The organism is Pseudohongiella sp. SYSU M77423 (assembly GCF_029911965.1).
Taxonomy (GTDB): domain Bacteria; phylum Pseudomonadota; class Gammaproteobacteria; order Pseudomonadales; family Pseudohongiellaceae; genus Pseudohongiella.
In genome coordinates this window covers 364,872-383,584 of sequence record NZ_JARYTH010000001.1, presented here as the reverse complement: position 1 = coordinate 383,584, position 18,713 = coordinate 364,872, and the positions used below count along the sequence as shown (strand labels likewise).

General features: G+C 54.3%; 14 protein-coding genes and 1 tRNA gene. 12 read left to right on the top strand and 3 right to left on the bottom strand.

What is annotated here, in order from left to right; translation table 11 throughout:
- Nucleotides 1-89: 89 nt before the first annotated feature.
- The 4 genes from QGM61_RS01680 to QGM61_RS01665 are packed head-to-tail and all read left to right on the top strand — an operon-like array spanning nucleotide 90 to nucleotide 6,808.
- Entirely contained in the window at nucleotides 90-1,589 is a 1,500-nt protein-coding gene (locus tag QGM61_RS01680) for a DUF3375 domain-containing protein (RefSeq protein WP_281131634.1), read from the top strand.
- A gap of 2 nt (nucleotides 1,590-1,591) precedes the next feature.
- Nucleotides 1,592-2,371 (top strand): DUF4194 domain-containing protein, encoded by a 780-nt coding sequence (locus QGM61_RS01675; protein ID WP_281131633.1) that lies wholly within the window; start codon nucleotides 1,592-1,594, stop codon nucleotides 2,369-2,371.
- Nucleotides 2,368-5,673 carry an ATP-binding protein gene (locus tag QGM61_RS01670; RefSeq protein ID WP_281131632.1) on the top strand — a complete coding sequence of 1,102 codons (3,306 nt, stop codon included), beginning with the start codon at nucleotides 2,368-2,370 and terminating at the stop codon, nucleotides 5,671-5,673. The genes QGM61_RS01675 and QGM61_RS01670 overlap by 4 nt, the downstream gene beginning before the upstream one ends.
- The gene (locus tag QGM61_RS01665) at nucleotides 5,657-6,808 is read left to right on the top strand and encodes a Wadjet anti-phage system protein JetD domain-containing protein (protein WP_281131631.1); all 1,152 of its coding nucleotides are present in this window, start codon (nucleotides 5,657-5,659) and stop codon (nucleotides 6,806-6,808) included. The genes QGM61_RS01670 and QGM61_RS01665 overlap by 17 nt, the downstream gene beginning before the upstream one ends.
- Before the next feature lie 79 nt (nucleotides 6,809-6,887).
- On the opposite strand, the gene trhA is transcribed toward QGM61_RS01665, so the two are convergent.
- On the bottom strand, nucleotides 6,888-7,526 hold the full coding sequence (trhA, locus tag QGM61_RS01660; RefSeq protein ID WP_281131630.1) for a PAQR family membrane homeostasis protein TrhA: 639 nt from the start codon (nucleotides 7,524-7,526) through the stop codon (nucleotides 6,888-6,890).
- Nucleotides 7,527-7,916: 390 nt separating this feature from the next.
- On the opposite strand from trhA, the gene QGM61_RS01655 reads away from it, so the two are divergent.
- Complete coding sequence (locus QGM61_RS01655) at nucleotides 7,917-8,732, top strand: HipA family kinase (RefSeq protein ID WP_281131629.1); 816 nt, start codon at nucleotides 7,917-7,919, stop codon at nucleotides 8,730-8,732.
- Nucleotides 8,729-9,583 (top strand): hypothetical protein, encoded by an 855-nt coding sequence (locus QGM61_RS01650; protein WP_281131628.1) that lies wholly within the window; start codon nucleotides 8,729-8,731, stop codon nucleotides 9,581-9,583. Before QGM61_RS01655 ends, QGM61_RS01650 begins: the two co-directional genes overlap by 4 nt.
- Before the next feature lie 84 nt (nucleotides 9,584-9,667).
- Here QGM61_RS01650 and QGM61_RS01645 read toward each other — a convergent pair whose 3' ends face one another.
- A complete protein-coding gene (locus QGM61_RS01645; protein WP_281131627.1) occupies nucleotides 9,668-11,773 on the bottom strand; it encodes an amidohydrolase family protein in 2,106 nt (701 codons plus the stop codon).
- 487 nt (nucleotides 11,774-12,260) lie between these two features.
- Between QGM61_RS01645 and QGM61_RS01640 the strand changes: the two genes are divergently transcribed.
- Nucleotides 12,261-13,097 carry a DUF3800 domain-containing protein gene (locus tag QGM61_RS01640; RefSeq protein WP_281131626.1) on the top strand — a complete coding sequence of 279 codons (837 nt, stop codon included), beginning with the start codon at nucleotides 12,261-12,263 and terminating at the stop codon, nucleotides 13,095-13,097.
- 163 nt (nucleotides 13,098-13,260) lie between these two features.
- On the opposite strand, the gene QGM61_RS01635 is transcribed toward QGM61_RS01640, so the two are convergent.
- A tRNA-Leu gene (locus QGM61_RS01635) sits at nucleotides 13,261-13,347 on the bottom strand.
- 168 nt (nucleotides 13,348-13,515) lie between these two features.
- Here QGM61_RS01635 and rnr point away from each other — a divergent pair.
- The 5 genes from rnr (at nucleotide 13,516) to QGM61_RS01610 (ending at nucleotide 18,708) form a co-directional block, all read left to right on the top strand.
- The gene (gene rnr, locus QGM61_RS01630; RefSeq protein ID WP_281131625.1) at nucleotides 13,516-16,116 is read left to right on the top strand and encodes a ribonuclease R; all 2,601 of its coding nucleotides are present in this window, start codon (nucleotides 13,516-13,518) and stop codon (nucleotides 16,114-16,116) included.
- The gene (rlmB, locus tag QGM61_RS01625) at nucleotides 16,116-16,904 is read left to right on the top strand and encodes a 23S rRNA (guanosine(2251)-2'-O)-methyltransferase RlmB (protein WP_281131624.1); all 789 of its coding nucleotides are present in this window, start codon (nucleotides 16,116-16,118) and stop codon (nucleotides 16,902-16,904) included. The genes rnr and rlmB overlap by 1 nt, the downstream gene beginning before the upstream one ends.
- Before the next feature lie 177 nt (nucleotides 16,905-17,081).
- Entirely contained in the window at nucleotides 17,082-17,555 is a 474-nt protein-coding gene (gene rpsF, locus QGM61_RS01620; RefSeq protein WP_237133134.1) for a 30S ribosomal protein S6, read from the top strand.
- A 27-nt stretch (nucleotides 17,556-17,582) separates the two neighbouring features.
- Entirely contained in the window at nucleotides 17,583-17,813 is a 231-nt protein-coding gene (gene rpsR, locus QGM61_RS01615; protein ID WP_237133135.1) for a 30S ribosomal protein S18, read from the top strand.
- Between the two features lie 40 nt (nucleotides 17,814-17,853).
- Nucleotides 17,854-18,708 (top strand): hypothetical protein, encoded by an 855-nt coding sequence (locus tag QGM61_RS01610; protein ID WP_281131623.1) that lies wholly within the window; start codon nucleotides 17,854-17,856, stop codon nucleotides 18,706-18,708.
- The last annotated feature ends 5 nt before the right edge of the window (nucleotides 18,709-18,713 follow it).

Genomic DNA, 18,713 nt, shown 5'->3' with positions numbered 1-18,713 from the left:
GCGTCCGTTTGCTGGTTTTTCCAGCGTCCATTTGTAGGGTGGCAAGCCGTCTAATTGGTGGTAGCATACCGCGCTTAGAGAGCGACTAAATGAGCGAAACCGCCCAACAACGTACACAGCGCTATGTCGCTGCCCGAAATCAGCACCCTGCATGGCTGTTACTGGCGTCGCGCCGGGCGCCGCTGGTATTGGGCTGTTTGCGAACGCTGTTTGATCAGGCGCAAGATGGCATTCTGATGGAGGATGCCTTGCAGGCAATGTCTGATATGTTGCAGGCCTATGCCAGCGACGAGTTGTACGATATTGATCCCGATAGCACTCAGCAGCAGGCCGGCAGGGAGCTGCGCCAGTGGATAAAGCGTCGCCTGGTGGTTGAGCGGGAAGGGCGGATTTTTGCGACCGACGCGCTGGAGTCTGCGATACAGTTTATTGAGTCTCTCGATAGTCGGATCATGACCTCAACTGCATCTCGCCTGTCGGTGGTGCAACGCGAAATCGAAAATCTGGAGATGGGCCTTAATCCCAATCCAGCCAATCGCATTGCCAGTTTGAAACGACGCATCAAATCGATGGAGCACGAACTTCAGCAGGCGGAACTGGGCAATGTTCCGGTGCTTGATGAAGCAAGCGCCATCGAGGGTATTCGCGAAGTCTATAACCTGGCGATCGGTTTGCGAGCAGACTTCCGTCGGGTTGAGGACTCCTGGCGTGACGCTGACCGTGCACTGCGTCAATCAATTATCAGTGACCAACTGCACAGAGGCGAGATTGTTGATACCTTGCTGGAGGGCCATGAGCAGCTGCTGAGTACACCAGAAGGTCGGGTATTCGACAGTTTTCAACAACAGTTACGCCAGTCTATTGAACTGGACCATATGCGTGAGCGTCTGCGTACAATCCTGCGTCACCCCGTTGTTTCCAAAGCACTGGCCCGGCCGCAACAAAGCGAATTGCGATCGCTGGTGGTGCGACTGGTAAAGGAATCGGAGTCGGTCTTGCAGGCGCGCGCCCGCAGCGAGCGTGATGTTAAGGGGTTTCTCAAGACCGGTCTGGCGGCGGAGCACCACCGTGTAGGTCAGTTGTTGAATGAGTTTTTTACGGCAGCCATGAATCTGGATTGGCAACGCCAGTCGGTGCGACGTCAGGCTGTGCCATTGCCGCCAGTCGCAATTGGCGCTGGAGCGTTCCCAGCCATAGAGCGTCTGCGTTTTAAGGCCGGTGATGACAGCGCGGCATCGGAGCCAGATCTGCGAGTGGTTAGTGCCGGGCTTGATGAGATTGCCGATGATTTCTGGGACGCCTTTGATGGACTGGACCGAGACGCCTTGATTAATGAAACGCTGGCTACGCTGCGTGAGCAGGGTAAACCTCTGAGTCTGGGCGAGCTGGCAGCCTTATTGCCGCCAAGCCATGACCTTGAAACCTTTGCATTGTGGATAGGTATGGCGCGGGAGGCGGGAATCGAGGTGATGGATGAGCAACGTGAGAAAATTGAAGTGGTGGACCAGGAACAGCGGCCGTGGCGCTTTGATTTACCATACGCAGCGATGGATGGCGAAGCACTTGCCAAAGTTGATTGGGAGCTTTAAGCATGGCAGGCATTTTTGATCGAATCACCGGTGCCGCGGATCAAGGGGCTCGTGTCGATGAAACGCCGGAAAGCGGTTCGACCGACGATGCCGCGCTGCCAGAGGAGGCTGCGCAATCCGTATCGACAGCTTCCGCATCCCAGGAGGAAGAGCGCACGCCGCAAGGTATACGGGGTGCCGCCCAGGAGTTACTTAAGTATGGACTCCTGGAGCAGGCGCAGAAGCCGAATCTGTATCGCCATGCGCTGAATCATCCAGATGCGTTGAACAAAATACTGGAACCGCTGGATTTGCAGATGGCGGTTGATGACGTGCGTGGCCTGGCTTTTGTTGTTGTTCGCCATGAAGATGCCGCGGATGAAGACGAATGGTCACACCCGCTGGTACGCCGACAACGTCTCAATCTGGAACAATCCTTACTGGTCGCTATCCTGCGTCGGCAGTTTATCGCTCATGAACAGTCCAGTGGTACCGGCGCCAGTGACGCGCGAGTGGCGCTGGATGAGCTCATCCCGGAACTACAGGTGTACCTGGGCGACATGGGAAGTGACGCGCGCGAACGGAACCGGGTCATGGCGCTGCTGGATGCATTAAAGGGACATGGTCTGGTCAGTGCACCTGACGCGCATGACCGTGTACTGATTCGGCCAATCATTGCTCATCTCGCCAATCCCGAGAATTTGCAGGTAATGCTGGCGTGGTTGCGCACACAGGCGGGTATGCCAGGTCATAATGATTACAGAGGCGATGATGGGCAAACCGGAGCGGAGGCAGGCGAATGACTCAGGCCGGATTTGCATTTGATGATCAGACACACGTGCTGACGCAGTTGGAGCTCTTCAATTGGGGCGGATTTCAGGGGCGACACCAGGCCATTATTGACGGTGCAGGCACGGCGGTGATTGGCCCAACAGGCAGTGGTAAAACCACCCTGGTTGACGCACTGATGACATTGTTATGTGCCAATCCAAGATACAACCTGGCGTCGACCGGTGGGCATGAAAGTGATCGCGATCTGGTGTCTTATGTCCGAGGCATTTCCGGTCCGGGCGATGGAGGCGCGGCTCAGTCACACATCGCCCGACAGGGCAAAACCATCACTGCTATTTCGGCAACGCTGGCCAGTCAGGAGCATACAGTGCGACTGGGCGCCCTGTTCTGGTTTGACGACAGCAGTTCAGCTGCGACGGACATGAAGCGTCTTTGGCTGTTTGCTGTATCGCCGGAGCAGACAATTGAACACTGGTTGATGTTGCATCATGAGGGCGGTATGCGCGCCTTGCGACAACAGGAGAAACAGTCAACTGGTATCTGGGTGTATCCCAGCAAAAAAGCATTCCTGGCACGGCTGCGGGATTATTTTGATGTCGGTGAAAATGCGTTCACACTGCTTAACCGGGCGGCAGGCTTGAAACAGCTCAACAGCATCGATGATATCTTCCGCGAGCTGGTGCTGGACGATCATTCTGCTTTTGATCGTGCCGCTGAGGTTGCCAATAGCTTTGACGATCTGACAGAGATTCATCAGGAGCTGGAAACAGCGCGCAGGCAGCAGCGATCGCTGCAGCCAATTGCCACTGCCTGGCAGCGTTATCAGACGCTGCAGCAGGAGTTGTCTGAAAAGCAGGAGATCAGCAGGCTGATGCCTGTCTGGTTTGCGGAGCAGGCATATCGATTATGGCGCGCAGAAGCAGACAGATTAAGTGACGCGCATGGGCATGCTGAGCAGACTCAGCAACAATTACAAATTGAGCTGACGCAGCACCGGAAACGCGTTGACGACTTGCGTCAAGCCTATTTGCAGATCGGTGGGGCCAGCATCGATGATCTGAATGACCGTATCGGCGACTGGCAGAAGAACTGTGGTAGTCGGCAATTGGCTGCTGATCAGTATCAAAGGCTCGTCCGTAATCTAGATCTGAGCGAGGACTTGCGTGCTGAGGTGTTGGATGCCAATAAGCGGGAGGCCAGGACACGTCTGGATATCCTGGAGCAGGAGATAAAGGCCGCCGAAAATAATGCCTACCGCCAGGGCGCGGATGAGCAGGCTATCAAGACCGAGCTGGAACAATTAAAGACAGAAGAAGCGGAGGTCATCAAACGACCGGGCTCGAATCTGCCTGCTCAGTTCCAGACCTTTAGAACTGCGCTTGCGGAACAATTGAATTTGCCAGAGGCTGCTATACCGTTTGTGGCCGAACTGGTGCAGATCAAGGCTGATCAGCAAAGCTGGCGGGGTGCTATCGAGCGTGCCCTGGGCAGCCATCGCCTGCGTGTCCTGGTGCCGCCAGCGTCTGCAAAAGAAGCATTGCGCTGGGTCAATGCGCGAGACAATCGCCTGCATGTGCGCTTGCTTGAAGTCAAAGAGCCAGAGAAGACGCCGCGTTTTTTTGACGACGGATATACCCGAAAACTGGATTTTAAACAGCACCCCTACCGGGAAGCGGTGAAGGCTTTATTGGCGGACAACGACCGCCACTGTGTAAGTTCTCCGGACCAACTTCGTGAAACCCCGCACGCAATGACCGCACAAGGCTTGATGTCGGGCAAGGCGCGATTTTTCGACAAGCAGGATCAGAAGCGACTGCATGAAGACTGGATGACGGGCTTTGATAACAAAGATCGCCTGGCTTTTTTGCGGACCGAGATATCGCGTGTAACAGAAGAGTTGAACCAGGCCACGCAGGCGTTTGAGCAGGCCAAGGGCGTTGTAACAACGCTGCAAGGTCAGGAAAAAGCACTGGAGCAACTGCTTTCAATTGTTTTCGATACCATCGACCTTCCGGGAGCAGAGCGCGAACTGAAACAGTTGCAACGCAAGCTGGCGGCATTGAGTCAGCCGGATTCTGATCTTGCCGCGGCGAAAAATGCACTGCAGCAAGCGCAGAACGAACAAACTCAGCTTGAAGAGCAGCACAAGGCTGCTATTGGTGACGCAGCCAGAGTCAAAAAAGACCTTGAGTGGACCGAAACATCCAAACTGAGAGCTTTCAAGGTCTGTGAGAGCGGTATGACGAATGCTGAACGAGAGCTGGCGGGCTCGCATCTGCCAACGATCGCTGTCAGGCAACTGGTTGATATCCACGATATCGAGCGTGACTACCGGGATCGCGTGCAGGAGGCAGTTAAAAGCCTGAGCACTGCCGTTGCCGACACCGTCCAGAATCTGACGAAATTGATGTCCGATGCCAAGAAAGAAGACACAGGTGCGCTGGCCGAGGTGGGCCGAGACCTGGAAGACATTCCCCAATATCTGGAGCGGCTGAACGTCCTGACTGAAGAAGCCTTGCCAGAAAAACTGAAGCGCTTCCTTGATTACCTGAATCGCTCGTCCGATGAGGGGGTAACACAATTGTTGAGTCACGTTGAGAATGAGGTCTCGATAATTGAAGAGCGGCTGGAAGATCTGAACAGTACGATGCGGCGAGTAGATTTTCAGCCCGGACAGTATTTGCGACTGGTGGCGAAAAAAGTTGTGCATGAAAGTCTACGGAGCTTGCAACGGGCTCAGCGAGCGCTCAATTCTGCACGCCTGACAGACGATGCCGGTGAAAGCCACTATAAGGCGCTCAAAGAACTGGTGCTCTTGTTGAAAGACGCCTGCGAACGCTCCCGCACGCAAGGTGCGCAGGCACTGCTGGATCCGAGATATCGCCTGGAATTTGCCGTGTCAGTGATAGACCGAGTTTCTGGTCAGGTTGTTGAAACCCGGACCGGATCACAAGGTGGCAGCGGCGGAGAAAAGGAAATCATTGCGTCTTACGTTCTAACTGCGTCCTTGAGCTACGCACTGTGCCCGGACGGGAGCAGTCGCCCCCTGTTCGGAACCATCGTCCTGGATGAAGCGTTTTCTCGAAGCTCACATGCGGTTGCCGGACGAATTATTGCTGCACTCTGCGAATTCGGCTTGCACGCGGTTTTTATTACCCCCAACAAGGAAATGCGTTTGTTGCGACATCACACACGCTCTGCGATTGTTGTGCATCGACGCGGTGTCTCATCCAGCCTTACCTCGTTGAGCTGGGAGGAGCTGGAGGCGCATAAACAGAGTCGGGCTGCGAACCGTCATGAAATCGCCGACTGATTTGTCCCTGCGTTTGGCGAAGCAGTGGCGTCGCAACTCGATACGCTCTGAGCGATTACTTGATCCAGATGCCTGGCCGATCAGGCTTGCAATTGGTAAACCTGCACCCGGTAATTTCTCACAAGAGACGAATGCGGTTCAGCGACATGTAGAACAGTGGCGCCAGGTCAGTGTCGGGGAAGTTGTCTGGGAAACGGTCAGATATCGGGCTGGCAGCACGCCGGTAACCGTTCCCATTACCTGGATATTGGAGTCGCCCTCGGAGTGGATTGCTGCAACTGAAAACAAGGAAATCAAGAATGAGTACAGCCAGCTTGAACGGTTGATCGAAGGCGTTGATGAACTTTTCCACCCCTTGTTGGTTGCCAGGCAATCATTGTGGCTCAACAAAGACATTGACGAAATTATTGCGGTTGCAACGCTGGCGATGCAATTGGAGCCGGGTTGTGCAGCGGGTCGACCACTTCGCTTGATGTCCGAGTACGGCGTTGATACCAAGTTTATCGAGCGCAATGTCAGTTTGATCACCCGATTGCTTGATGAACGCTTCGGCAATGAAACTTCGAAGTTGGGACTTGCGACGTTTCTGGATGCATTAGACGAAAGTAATCACTGGGTGCTAGTGGCCCCGCTGGGCACCGAAATTCTGCCGTTTCGGCGGTTGCGGCTGACAACTGCCGAGTTGAGTGAGACGGAACTACCGTGCGCTCGAGTCCTTGTTGTGGAGAACGAACAATGTGTGCACCTTCTGCCGGAACTGCCAGACACGATTGCCGTGTTGGGGGCAGGATTGGACTTGCGGTGGCTCGCCTCTGCGTGCCTTGCTGGTAAATCGATAGCGTATTGGGGGGATATGGATACCTGGGGGATGCTTATGCTGAGCAGGGCGCGTCAGTACAATCCGGAGATTTATCCTCTGCTAATGACTCGGGAACTTTTTGAACGATATGCTCCGGGTTCGGCTGTTGCAGAGCCTAAAATTGCTCAACTCAGTGTTCCTGATTTTTTGCGTGGCGAGGAAGCTGACTTTTACAGATATTTGCTGTTGCAAGAGCTGGGACGTTTGGAGCAAGAATTTTTACCTGGCTATGAGGTAAAAAATGCTTTGGACAAGTGGGTGAATTGTTCACATTGACCTCATGGTGGTAAGCGTCGCTTATGGCGCATGATTTCGGACATCCGGGCATTGTCCATAATATGCCAGGCGCCGCAACTCAGGCGACATAAAAGTACACCGCCACAAAATGGCAGCAACTGCCGAGCAATACAAACAGGTGAAATATGGCGTGATTAAGCGGCAGGCGCCGGATACTGTAAAGTACCGCGCCCAGGGTGTAGGAAACACCACCAGCGATCAGCCAGCTGAGACCTGGACCGCCAAAGCTGGCCAGTAAGGGTTGGATCGCGAACAGGATAATCCAGCCCATGAAGACGTAAAGCAATGTTGACAGCAGACTGAACCTGCCGGTGTAAAACAGCTTCAGAACAATGCCTGCCAGCGCCATGGACCAGGAGACTGCAAAAATAGTCCAGCCGATACTGCCTTGCATAACAATAAGTGCAAAAGGGGAATAGGTACCGGCAATCAGCACATAGATGCTGGCGTGGTCGGCTACGCGCAGGCGGCTGCGCAGTCGCGGATTCTGCGTACTGTGGTAAAGAGTGGATATGGCGTAGAGGAGGACCAGGCTGACACCGAAAAGGCCAAAACTCACCAGCACCAGCATCGAATCCAGGGCACTGGCGCGCAGCAGCAGCGCAACCAGTGCCGCCACACTCAGCAAAAAACCGAGTGCGTGCAAACTAACGTTAAGTCGTTCTTCTGTCTGTGAGTATCGCGGATAGCCTGTCATGACAGATCAGCTTTGTTGGTTTCATAGGCTGCTGCACTTTAGCAGATGAAAGCGATCCAGGGTATCTGCCATCACAATCGACAATACCCTGGTCAGGTGACAGGGCGTTGGTGATTTCATCGATGGTTATTGTCTTTCGATGTCCGATTAGATGTGACCCATGATTCCATGTCGTGCATAAACAGGCAATTAATACATGTGTTCGAGACGAGTAGAACCAATCAACAAAATACTGTATATATGAACAGTGGTATTTATACAGCACTTATCCACAGTTATTCAACAGGCTTATGCTTTGACAGGCTTGTATCAATCATTACACTCGGTTCCGTGGCACATACTATGTTGTGACTAGAGTCAGTGCGAGCCTGGTGAGCTTAAAAGGCAATTATGGCTATCAATCATCCTGAGGTGCAAATTGCGAATGCGATACCACCACTGCGTGCCAAGGAAACCCGCAAAGGAACGACTTTCCAGGCTGCGATAAGGGATACCTCCAACGTACGTCGAGAAGCTTTTCTCAAATTATTGAGACTGGAGGATATAGCTCGTGAGGTGTTGTGTGCGGTTCTTGCCCGGATGCTCGGTTTGCCAATTAGGCAGGCGTATTATGTTTACGTGGAACCATCGTATGTCCCAGGGCATCGTGCCGGCAACCGCCATAATCTGGCTTTCGGTTTGGAGCGGGAATTCTACCCGACATTTCGAATAGCGAACGACCAGATTAATGAAGTCGTTAATCGATGGCCCGAAGCGCTGGTCTGTGGCGTATTTGATGAGTGGATTTTTAATACAGATCGTCTGCCGAAAAATTTACTGTATTCCGACATCCGCACGTACTGGATGATCGACCATGACGAGGCGCTACCAAATAGTGCACAACCAGAAGAGGTTTGTTACTCACAGGTTTTGCACGTTTTGGCGGACGGAAGGACTGAGCTGGAATTGCATAGGATCAGACGAGATGCATTGTCTGTAGTTGAGAGGCTGAACAATATTGACTGGAATGATGTCCGAACGTACGTATTGCTACCGGATGTGGCGACTTATGGCATCAATATTCATGTCGAGAAATATATTCGATTTTTGAGTAGTCGAATTAAATATATGCCTGACATATTGACGCAAAGTTTGGGGATAAGACAGTTGAACATGAAACTGGAAAATTACATCAGCTCTACGGAGCTGAAAGAGGAAAAACCATGACATTCCAGTTCCCTACTTTACCGGACTACGCTTTTTCCTGGCGCAGTCTTCAGGTCGAGCCTATTCCCTTTTCCGGAGAGAGGATAACGGTTGGACTCGTACTAAAGGGGCACGACCAGGCGCTGATTGCTGCCAGGTTGGTACCGTCCTCAAGGCTGAAGAGAATATACGGGTTCGAAATGGGGGCGAGGATCGCAGATGCACTGTCCCTGTGCGTGGATGGAGCAGATAAATTCTACTCCAGACAGCCATTGACGGGCGACTGGCTGCCGCCATTGGAAGGATTCTATCTTGGAGACCTGCAGTCGTCATTGGCCGAAAACATCGAGGATGCATTGATAGTGGCGTCCAAAAGCTCGTCTTCAATCAGCCTGGCAATGTCTTTGGAAAACAGCGAAGAACCTGCGAGGCCAGAACGCTCTGCGCCAGAGGATTGGCGCAAGAGTATCTATGATGCAGTGACAGGGCGGCGAGGTGAGCTTGCGGAGTTCTTCGAACGGAGTGTCACGATTAGAGGTTATGGCCTGCCCATGAAATTCGGCTTTATCGCAGGTAATTATGCAGCCCAATTCGATGCAGTATACGGTGAGAAAGGTATTCAACAGGCACTGATCCGGGCCCAAAGTAAACTTTGGCAGCTAGACCGGCTCAGAGATGAAAGCCAGTTGTTTCCGCTTGAAACTTGCGAGTTGGTGCTCAAAGCACCTGCTCAGGAAGCAGGTGCTGAAAGCTCTGTGTTTAGTGACTTTGTGGAAGAATTGAAATTTGAGGCTTCCCGTCGTGATCTGGCGGTTTTCGCTACGGATTCAGCGATTGTAGCTGCGGAGCATGTTATCGAGCGCGCTGCTTAGTGGCGCAATGTAGGCTCTCATAAGTTAAAAACGCCGGCTACATCGGATGCGTCCCTCTTAGATTTATCGCACTCACAGATTGAACTAGTCCTCCCCTGCGCCGGAGACAATCATCGGTGCTGGCGTAAACGGGCGAATGCCAAACTCAGGATAAATATCACTGGGGAAATAGACATTGCCATCTTTGACCACCATTGAAATTGTCTTGATGGCTTTAAGGTCTGCCGTCGGGTCGCCCGGAATCAGGAAGAAGTCAGCCAGCTTGCCTGGTTCAATTGAGCCCAGGTTGTCGCCCTCTCCCAGGTAAGTTGCCATGTCGAGCGTGGCCATTTTTATTACTTCGGCTGCTGTCATGCCAAGTTCCTGGTAAAGTTCGAGCTCGCGGTGGTAGCTAAACGATCCACCCAGATCAGTACCCGGAATAATGATCACTCCCTGATCCCGCATCTCGCGCACAGTCTCCAGAATTTTGGCAAAACCCCCGCGATAGGCGATGTCATCCTCGGGTGAGGCGATTTCAGAACGCGCCGTTCTGGCGTTGCGCTGAATACCCACAGGCATGTGATCGATGTAGTCCACCATGCCGGGTGCCACCTCGCCATTGCGGGACAGCATCAGATTCTCATGGATGGCCAGCGTTGGGTCGATGCCCATGCCGCGTTCGGCCATGCTAGAAATGGTCTGTTGCACAGCGGCTGAGTTGATATCAATGGCAGGGAATCGCTTCATGGCGGTCAGCCGCAGCAGGGTGCGGGTATCTTCGTCGGGCTCCAACACCCAGCCCAGCATGACCTGGTTGATGTGCGTCAGCTCATCGTAGCCTGCAGCGATCATGGCGTCCGCGTTCGAGAAGGCGGGTACATGTCCTGCCACGCGCATGCCCCGCGCGTGCGCCTCGGCCACCATGGCCGGCACCCATTCCGGGTTCATGCTGTTGTAGATTTTTATCTGATGGAAGTCGCCCTGATCGGCATACCATCTGACGGCGTCAAGCGCCTCCTCCTGTGTCGCCACCAGGATGCCACTGTTGGAGCTGAACGGGCTTCTGCCTTCGATAAAACCGCTGCGATGAATGCGCGGTCCGACCAGCCGGCCCGACTCGATTTTGTTAATCAGGTCGTCAAGTACGGCGTTGTTGTTGCCCATGTCACGAAAGCTGGTGACCCCTGCCGCAATATTCAGCAGCGCGCTGCCCTGGCCGGCGTGCGCATGCATTTCAAACATGCCGGCAACCAGGGTGCCGCCCGCGCCGTCAATCAGAATCTCATCGGCGTCAGCCGTCTCTACCACGTCATCCACTGAGGCGATCCGGTTGTCGGCCACCAGCACGGAGACTGGATCAGTCAGGCTCAGGCTATCGGGATCGAATACCCTGACGTTATTGATGCGCACCGGTTTATCAAAAACACGGGTGACATTCTCCTGTATGGATTCAAAGCGGCGGGTTGCGTATTCGGCTGCCAGATCACGCAGGCGCTGCTCTTCCTGCTCGAAGCCGGCGCGCACCAGTGCAAAGCGTTCATTCATGGAAGCGAACAGCATGCCGGCCTCATCCAGGGCAAAATAACTCGGATTCAGGTCAATGCCCGACAGCGCATAGGTAGTGACGGCCATGGATGCGCCATCGCTGCCAGTGACATCCAGTGTATCGATAGCCTCCAGTTTCAGCTCGCCGGCCGGCAGCACCGCCAGGGTATTATCTTCAGCAGCCAGCAACAGTCGTGCATAAACCCACAAGGCATAAGGACTGGACTCCTGGGCTACATACAGATTGGCTTCCGCCATGTCGGACGCGCTGGTACCGGTGGTATCGGTCCAGTTTGCTGTGCCGCCCTGCACCTCAAACTGCTCATCGATGATATTGCCAAACGTGGTTGCGCCGGTAATGCGCCAGCTTCGCGGTACACCCTCATCGGTAAACTCAATGACTTCTTCAACAGAGGGGCCACGGCCGTTGTTGCGGTACTCATAACCCACTTCAGTGACGTCGCCGTGCTGAACCTCCATCTGCCCAACCCGCGTGCCAGAGATGATTGCGGTAAACGCCTCTGTTCCGGCAGGCCGTGCAAACGCAGCTTCCTCCGTCACGGCCGCGACAGGTGTTGATTGTTCAGGCTGGCCGCAGGCGGCCAGTGACAGGACGGCAAATATGAGTGCCACGGCTTTGCTGCGGCGGACTTGAGAATTCATGAGGTGCTCCGTGATCTGGCGGCCCAGCCTTCTGGGGCGCTGCTATGTAAAGGGGCAGGATACCGCAAATTCTGTTGGGGCAGTAATCCCGACATCGACTGACGCTGCAACGACCTGCTAGTAATGACGCTAGTGCAGGAGCTGGCAAGCAGTGCCGTTCTCAAGCCGCGCTTTACATCTAATTCAGAGTTGCCTGTGCGGACTGCTTTTTCAGCGATCAGTTGTTTGTTGTATCAGCATCAATTTGCTGGTTGTTGGCCAGTCCAATTTGTGACTGGTTAACTGGCGCTATGCGTGAATATCATTGATTGCCCATCACTTGCTCCTATGCTCAAATTATAGGTTAGGAATGTAAAGCAGTCTGGGGTTAGTCCAGTATTGGTCAGTGAATTAAAGAACAGGGCGTTTGCATATGCCATATTTCAGATGCTAGTAAATAGGCGGCTGGTTATCCTGAGAGGGAGAAACAAGGGACGTAGGGAGTTCGATGGAATATATTATTTACTGCGACGAATCCGATGCTGATGGTCAATTTTACGGAAATTTTTACGGCGGCATGCTTGTCCGCTCCCCTGATCTTGAACAGACTGTCGAACTTTTGGAATCCAAAAAAGCTGAGTTAAATCTTCAGCGAGAACTGAAGTGGCAACGTGTCACGGGCAACTATCTGGATAAATACCTAGAATTCTCTGCGTTGCTATTCGACCTGATTGCCAAAGACAAGCTGAAGGCGCGAGTGATGTTTACTCAAAATATTCATCGTACTGGTCCATACGATGAATATAGGCGCGAATACAAATATTTCCTGCTTTATTACCAGTTTATCAAGCATGCTTTCGGTTTGAGATACGCGCCGGCTGCGGAAAAAATCGCACGAGTCAGGGTGTATTTAGACAAGATGCCGGATACCCGGGAAAAGGTGGAAAGCTTCAAAGATCATTTAGAATCGTTAAACAAAAATGCCGCTATTCAGCGAAACAGGATAATGTTTCAAAAAGAGCAGATAGCCGAAATCGACTCTAAGGATCATGTATTGGCTCAGTCGCTAGATATCATATTGGGCGCGATGCAGTTTAGGCTCAACGATAAACATTTGGAAAAACCAAAAGGACAACGATTTCGAGGCAAGAGGACTATCGCCAAAGAGAAGTTATACAAATATATCAATTCGCGTATTCGACAGATTCATCCCGGTTTCAATATTGGCGTGAGTACAGGGACAAAGGGTGAAATCAGGAATCGCTGGCACCATTCATACAGGCACTGGTTATTCGTGCCAGCAGGTGCGGAGATAGATACCAGTTTGGGGAAGAGCAAAAAATAACCCCGCGCTCGCTATGCCTTAGGCGTATCTCAAGTGGAACTTGAGACTTCACGAGTCGCAGGGCTTCAACTAGTATAGGTGTGCGTGTCGCTACAAATCAATCAGCGTCCCATAGATTTCATGGAATAATTTTTGAACTATAAGATGATTGACTTATTGAATATGGTGCCCAGGAGAGGACTTGAACCTCCACGCCCTTTCGAGCACTAGCACCTGAAGCTAGCGTGTCTACCAATTCCACCACCTGGGCATTTAGGGATGGAGCAAATCAGAGCGCGCATTTTGCCGATACCAAATGCCGCTGTCAACGGTCTTTGATAAATTCTTTAAGAATTATGCAAGGCAGGGGTGTATACTGACGCGGAGTATATAAACGACAAGCAAATTATAGAGACATAAGAGAGTAAACAGAGCATCTATGCCGAACCCGAAAAAGCCCGGAAAGCAAAAATCCAGTAAATCCAGCACGCCTCCCCTGAATCACGACCCGTTTGCCACGCGCGAAGCCGAAAAATACGACAATCCCATCCCCAGCCGCGAGTTTATTCTGGCGAAGATGGAGGAGATTGCCGAGCCGGTCAGTTATGAGACGCTGTGCGAGACCTTTAATCTGGCGGACGATCCGGATCAGGCTGAGGCACTGCGCCGCCGGCTGATTGCCATGAGCCGTGACGGTCAGCTGATCAGCAACCGCCGGGGCGTGTATGGCCTGGTGGACAAGATGGAGCTGATCAAGGGTCGAGTGCAGGGTACCAAAGACGGCATGGGCTTCTTTATACCCAACGATGGCTCCGGCGACCTGGTGCTGCCGCCCAACGAGATGGTCAAGCTGTTTGATGGTGACATAGTGCTGGCGCGGGTGGCGGGTGTTGACCGCCGTGGCCGCAAAGAAGGCATGGTCGTCGAGATTCTGGAGCGCCGCGTCACGCAGGTGGTGGGCCGCTTCTATAAAGATCAGGGTTTTGGCCTGGTGGTGCCTGACAATCGACGCATCAGCCACGAAGTGATCATTCCGGAGAAAGACACGCGCGGCGCCCAGGACGGGCAGTTTGTGGTGGCGGTGATTCGCAGCTACCCGGATAAACGACGCAAGGCCATTGGTGAGGTCACCGAGATTCTGGGTGATCACATGGCGCCGGGCATGGAGATTGATGTTGCACTGCGCAGTCACGGCATTCCGCATGAGTGGCCGCGTGAAGTGACGCAGGCCGTCAAAGACCTTAAAGAAGAAGTCGCCAAAGACGACATCAAGGGCCGCGAGGATCTGCGCCAGCTGCCGTTTGTCACCATCGATGGTGAGGACGCCAAAGACTTTGACGACGCCGTCTATTGCGAGCCGGGTCCGCGCGGTACAGCCAAATTGTATGTGGCCATCGCCGACGTCTCGCATTATGTAAAACCCGATTCTGCGCTGGATGAAGAAGCGCAGAATCGCGGCAACTCGGTGTATTTCCCGGGGCACGTGGTACCCATGCTGCCCGAGGTGCTGTCCAATGGCCTGTGCTCGCTGAAGCCCAAAGTGGATCGTCTGGTGATGGTCTGTGAGATGGAAATCGGCCGCACCGGCAAGGTCAACAATTACACCTTCTTTGAGGGAGTCATCCACTCCCATGCGCGGCTGACCTATACGGAAGTCGCCGACATGCTGGAAGAGCCGGACAGTGATCTGCGTGAGCGCTCACAAACCCGACTGCGCAGTAAATATGCGGATTTGGTGCCGCACCTGGAAGCGCTCTACGGTATTTATCACAAGTTGTCCGAGGCCCGTCAGAAGGCCGGTGCGCTGGACTTCTCCAGCACCGAAACCCGTATTGTGTTCGGCGAAACCCGCAAGATCCGCGAGATCGTGCCCGTGGTGCGCAACAGTGCGCATCGTCTGATCGAAGAGTGCATGCTGGCCGCCAATGTGTGCACCGCCAAATTCCTGGCCGAGTCGGGCCTGCCGGTCCTGTATCGCGTCCACGAAGGCCCGAATAACGACAAGCTGGAAAACCTCAAGCTGTTCCTGCGCGAGCTGGGTCTGGTGCTGACGCGCTCCGACAAGCCGACGCCGCAGGATTATCAGCGTGTGCTGCAGGCCATCGAAGGCCGGTCCGATGCCAATCTGATCCAGACCATGCTGATCCGCTCAATGATGCAGGCGGTGTATCAGCCGGACAACATCGGTCACTTTGGTCTGGGCTTTGAGTCCTATGCTCACTTTACCTCGCCGATTCGCCGCTATCCGGACCTGCTGGTGCACCGTGCGCTGCGTTATCTGATCCGTTCCGGCAAGCAGTGGGCCTTTATCCGACGCATCAAGGATGCCGTCAAGCTGAACAAGCGCGACATCTATCCGTATCAGGAAAAGGACATGGTGCACTTTGGTGAGCTGTGTTCGATGACCGAGCGCCGCGCCGATGCCGCCAGCTATGACGTGCTGGACTGGCTGAAGTGCGAATATGTGCAGGATCGCGTTGGTGATGAGTTTGACGGTACCGTCAGCTCGGTCACTGGCTTCGGTCTGTTTGTGCAGCTTAGCGACATTTATGTAGAAGGCCTGGTGCACATCACGGCGCTGCAGAATGACTATTATCAGTTTGATCCGGTGCGGCAGTTGCTGCGCGGTGAGCGCAGTGGTGTGACCTATCACCTGGGTGACACGGTGCGTGTGCGCGTGGTTCGGGTAGACCTGGATGAACGCAAGATCGACCTGCAGGTGGTCGATGGCAGTCACGTTGGCAAGCCGGGTGGCCCAGGCAAAGGTGCCAGGACCGGCAGCGGTAAAGATGGCAAGAGTGCCAAAGGCGGTCGTGGTAATAGCTCAGGCGGCAAAGGTCGCGGCGGTAAAACTCAGGCGGATGCCGGGGCTGGCGCAGGCGCGGCCAGGCGCGGTGGCCGCTCAGGTGACAAGTCGGCCAGCAAAACTGCTGGCAAGAGCAAAAGCACAGGCAGTCGGTCTGCCAAAAGTGGTGCGGCCAAGGGTGCCGGTGCTGCCAAAACGGCCGCCAAGCCGGCCGGTAAATCGCGGAGACGTTGATGGCCGGGCAGCAGGACTGGATTGTCGGCATTCATGCCGTCACAGAATTATTGAAGCGTAATCCGCAGGACGTGCTGGAGCTTTGGCTGCAGCAGGATCGCAATGACAAACGTCTGGACGAGGTGCGCGCACTGGCTGCGGAGCTTGGCCTCAAGACCCGTCAGGTCGCTCGCGACGAGCTGGAAAAGCAGCTGGGCGGCGCGCCGCGCAAAGGTGGCAAGCCGCGCAACGATCGGCTGCCCGTGCATCAGGGCGTGATTGCCCTGTGTCAGTGGCGCGATACCACCAAAGACGAAGCCTTCCTTAATAAGCTGCTGGAATCGCTTGATCATCCACCGCTGTTGCTGGTGCTGGATGAAATCACCGATCCGCATAACCTGGGCGCCTGCCTGCGCACGGCCGACGCCGCAGGCGTGGATGCGGTGATCGTGCCCAAGGATAATTCCGCGCCGATGAATCTGACGGTGCGCAAGGTGGCCAGTGGCGCTGCCGAGAAAGTGCATCTGGTTGCGGTGACCAACCTCAGTCGTACCCTGTCGGCGCTGCAGCAGCGCGGTATCTGGATCTACGGTGCGGCCGGCGAGGCGACACAAAGCCTTTATGAGGCAGATCTGAAAGGCCCGCTGGCGCTGGTAATGGGCTCGGAAGGCAAGGGTATGCGCCGCCTGACGCGCGAGCACTGCGATTATCTGCTGTCGATCCCGATGGCCGGGGCGGTAAGTAGTCTGAACGTCTCTGTTGCGACCGGTGTTTGCCTCTTTGAGGTGGTAAGACAAAGGTCCGGCTGACGGCCGGGCCTGCTCTAAGCCCCTGCAAATAGGCGTTGCAACGCCTGTTAATCTTCTCTACAATGCACGACCCCTGAATTCCGTGCCGGAAGGCCGCTTCACGGGCATTTAACTTTAACTCCTTGTCTTACCGCGGCGTCGTAAACCCAGGAAGACTTATTGCCAAAAGGAGTCTCTATGAGACATTACGAAGTAGTATTTGTTGTACACCCTGATCAAAGCGATCAGGTTCCTGCGATGGTTGAGCGTTACACGCAGATGATCACCGAAACGGGTGGCAAGATCCATCGTCAGGAAGACTGGGGCCGCCGTCAACTGGCATACCCGATCAACAAGATTCACAAAGCCCACTACATCCTGCTGAACGTTGAGTGCGGCCAGGAAGTGCTGGACGAGATCGTGACTCTGTTCCGCTACAACGACGCCATTCTGCGTCACCTGGTCATCAAGACCGATGAAGCAATTACCGAAGAATCACTGATCCTGAAAGGCGAACGTGAGAGCCGCGAGCGTCGTGCCCGTGCTGAGCAGAAGCGTCGTGTTGAAGAAGAAGCTGCTGCCCGTGAAGCCGCGTCCAAAGACGACTCCGATGATGACGAAGATTATGATTCTGATTCAGACGATGACAGCGACGAAGACGACGACAATTAATCACTACGTTATTAAAGGATACTGATCATGGCACGTTTTTTCCGCCGTCGTAAGTTCTGCAAATTCACTGCAGAAGGCGTAAAGCAAATTGATTACAAAGATCTGGAAACACTGAAGGCCTATATCTCTGAGACAGGCAAAATTGTTCCCAGCCGTATTACTGGCACCAAGGCACGCTATCAGCGTCAACTGGCTGTCGCCGTCAAGCGCGCGCGTCACCTGGCCCTGATTCCGTACACTGACAGCCACAACGTATAAGCCGTTCCGCTGCGGCGGACGACTGGAGTAGGAACTGGCAATGCGGGCTCTGGCTGCGTTTGCAATGGCTGGCCGCCGACAGGCGATTATCGCGGCCGTGCTGTGTGGCATTATCCCGCTGATCAATATGATCAGCCCGGCGCTTGTGGCCCTGGTGCTTTTGCGCCACGGACCCAGAGAAGCGTTGATGGTAGCGGCCTTTGCCGTGCTGCCGTTGATAGGATGGGCCAGCGTCGGTGATATGACGCCGCTTATTCTGTTAGTCGGCGTGGGTGTGATGGCCGAGGTATTGCGACGCACAGCATCCTGGCAGTACGCCTTGCTGGCCGCGATCCTGGTGGCCGTGGGTGCCGAAGCCGTACTGATGATGCGGCCAGCAGTGATGGATTTGCTGCTGCAGCAGGTTGAAGCCTTTATGGCAGCAGGCGGCGGATCGGCCGAGCTGCCGGAAGTGACGCCGGAGACATTGCGCGAAGGTGTGCTCACGCTGTTTGGCCTGATGCACATGCTGATGGCAGTGTTTCTGCTGATACTGGCCAGATGGTGGCAGGCCCTGATGTATAACCCGGGCGGGTTTCAGAAGGAATTTCATGAATTCCGACTGCAGCCGTCAGTCGCCATGTTGCTGGTGGGATTGTTCCTGCTGGCGAGCCTGGGTGGCACAGTGCTGACCGGATGGATACTGTATTTTGTCATTCCATTGGCGGTAGCCGGGGTGGCACTGGTACACGGACTGGTGGGCATCAAGCGTTTGTCGCGGCTGTTCCTGGTAGCTTTCTACCTGTTGCTGCTGAGCCCGCTGGCTGTGCAGCTGTTATCGGTCGCCGCGTTGCTGGACAGTTTTTACGATTTTCGCCGTCGCATACAGCCGCCGGCTGATGATGGCAGCATCTGACTTTA